The sequence below is a fragment of the Clostridia bacterium genome (assembly GCA_036562685.1).
Classification (GTDB): domain Bacteria; phylum Bacillota; class Clostridia; order Christensenellales; family DUVY01; genus DUVY01.
The window spans coordinates 1-2,310 of record DATCJR010000183.1; the positions used below are offsets into that span (position 1 = coordinate 1).

Consider the following 2,310-nt stretch of genomic DNA (forward strand, 5'->3'; position numbering starts at 1 on the left):
AACGCTCCAATCAAGGTCATAGTCAAAATAAAATACATAGTGGGCAAAATTATAGGCAAGGTTATTCTAAAAAATGTAACTGCTCTGTTGGCGCCGTCTAATTTTGCTGCTTCATACAATTGAGCAGGAATATTTTGTAACGCCGCCAAAAAAATAATCATATTGGAACTTACGCCCATCCAAACAGTGACAATAGTTACTGAGAACAATGCTGTTTTTGAATGAGTAAGCCATGTACCTGCGGGAAGTCCTAGAGATGTCAATATTTTGTTAAGAAGTCCATAGCTAGGATTCATTAACCAAAGCCATACTGTACTTGCCGCAACAGCACTTGTTACACCGGGCAGATAGTATATAAATCTAAAAATCTTAGTACCTTTAAGATTGGTGTTAGTCAGCATTGCCAAAATAAGTGAAATTGAAATATTTAAAGGCACTGCCATTAATGTATAAAACAGAATATTTATTATACTTGCCCAAAACTGCGTATCATTAAATATACGTCTAAAATTTTCTGCCCCTACATATTCCATGTTGATAAAATAAATATTAGTGTTAAATAAGCTAAGATATAAAGACATTATCAACGGAACTATGGTAAAGACTATAAAGAATATTAATGCGGGCGCAACAAAGGTATAACCTATGATGTTGCGCTTTGCATTAATTGATAATCCTCTTTTTAAAGTTTTTTCCATATCTTTCTCTTTTGTTTATGCTCTGCCCTGCATTTGTCTAAGCAGTTTGTTGCCTTCTGTTAAAATGTTGTTATAAGTTTTTAGCACAGTATCGCCTTCGTACATAAGCTGTATATACGTTCTTACAACATTGCTTTCAAACTGTTCATATCCTTCAACATTAGGACGCATCTTATAATATTGAACATAATCTATAATGTCAGTAATATTGCTGATGCTTGTAGGGCTATCCTTTTGATAAAACTCATTATCATAAAGGTCTGTTCTTGAAGTAATAACTTCAGCTGTTGTAAAATACTTTTCTTGCATTTCATCATTAAGCATCCAAAGCTTGATTACTTCCCAAGCCATATTTTTTCTTTCTTCCCATTTTTGAGTACGATTTTTTGCTGTCGGATAAACAATTGACAAACCATAACCGCCCAAAACACCGCCAAATTGACCGTTAACCAATCCATCAGAATTTTCATCAGGATTAATTACCTGCGGCTCTGTTTTGCCGATATATGTTAAGTCTCTTTTAGGGAAAGGCAAAAATTTGGTTCTCATTTTTTGAGTGGTATAGTCTGCAATGTTGTCAGTAAAATATACAGAACCGTAAGTCATAGCAAGTTTATTATTGACAAAAGCATCTGTTCCGCCCAAACCAGAAGAACAAATCTTTTTTGAATACAAATCTTTAATAAAACCTAATGTATCGTAAACACGTTTTGATTGAGGACTAGAAGTCAATTTATCTATGGGAACAAGGACTGTATCGCCATAAGATGAACTTGTTTTATCTGAATTAATTAATTCTCCACCTGCTGAATATACAAACGAAAAGAACTGTCCGTCCATGCTGGTAGTATTAAGTCCCGCAACAGTAACATTGCCTTTAGAATCATATTGAGTTAATTTCTGGGCAGCGCTCAAAATTCTGCTCCATGTATCAAGTTTGTTTACATCAATTTTGTCAGCTTCGGCAGCTGTTGCGTTATATGCATCTACAAGATCGAGATTGACATATATACCCCAAGGATCCAAATCCAGCGGCAAACCATATAATTTATCTTCAAACTTAAGTTCGTTCAAGGCTTCTTGTTGAAAAACATCTAAATTAATATTGTCTTTTTCAACAAGCTCATCGATAGGATATAAAAGATAGTTATATGTAGGTGTAGAAAATCTGTCCCATATAACAATATCGGGCATATTTTTGTTAGTCAAAACTGTAGTATTTAACGTAACAGGAAGTTGAGATAATGATTTGAATGTTAATCTAACTTTCAAATCTTTGGCTTGTTGGCTTTCATTGAATATATCTATCCATTTTTCAAACTTTTTTCCTGTTTCACCAACATATTCATCTCCGCCCCAAATGCTTAGGGTCATAAAACCATCTTTATCATAATTGCTTTGAGAATTATTTCCACAACCTAGTACTGAACTTATGGAAACAAAAAAGATAAACAAAAAGATAAAACTCTTCAAAATAGCTTTTCTCATTTTCTCCTCCTATTATTTATTAATATAACATTTTTAAATTAGTGTCAATAAGTATATCTCATTTTACAAAATGTTATAATTGTTATATACATTTCAAAAAGCTTTTAATATATCATTAATTTGT

General features: G+C 32.8%; 2 protein-coding genes. Both read right to left on the bottom strand.

Annotated features, from left to right (window positions below):
- The coding region (locus VIL26_08255) for a sugar ABC transporter permease (protein ID HEY8390919.1) at positions 1-698 on the bottom strand (698 nt) is incomplete at its 3' end.
- Between the two features lie 15 nt (positions 699-713).
- On the bottom strand, positions 714-2,186 hold the full coding sequence (locus VIL26_08260) for an extracellular solute-binding protein (protein ID HEY8390920.1): 1,473 nt from the start codon (positions 2,184-2,186) through the stop codon (positions 714-716).
- Positions 2,187-2,310: the final 124 nt, after the last annotated feature.